Here is a 291-nt window from a genome sequence, read left to right as displayed (position 1 = left end):
CGAGCGTTTAAATGCTGAAGGTATCGATATTAAATTGAACCATAAGGCGCTACGATTCGAGCAACACGATGGCGAATCGGTTCTAATTGCTGAGCATGATGGGCAAGAAACTCAGTTGCCGTTCGACAAAGTGATTATTGCACTGGGTCGGCAACCTAATATCTCCGGCTTTGGGTTAGAGGAACTGGGGATACAGACCAATAAAACGGTCAGTACCAATGAACTGCTTCAGACTAACTTTCCAAACATATACGCCTGTGGTGATGTTGCCGGGCCTTACCAGTTTACCCA

Annotated in this window: 1 protein-coding gene; it reads left to right on the top strand. The window is 46.0% G+C overall.

Translation table 11 applies throughout. The features are described 5' to 3' along the window. The coding region (locus tag B3180_RS09960) for an FAD-dependent oxidoreductase (protein WP_286844329.1) at positions 1–291 on the top strand (291 nt) is incomplete at both ends.

The organism is Idiomarina sp. UBA4206 (assembly GCF_002383015.1).
In the GTDB taxonomy this organism is placed as follows: domain Bacteria; phylum Pseudomonadota; class Gammaproteobacteria; order Enterobacterales; family Alteromonadaceae; genus Idiomarina; species Idiomarina abyssalis.
The sequence above is the reverse complement of the archived record's forward strand: the minus strand, read 5'-3'. Positions and strand labels throughout refer to the sequence as shown.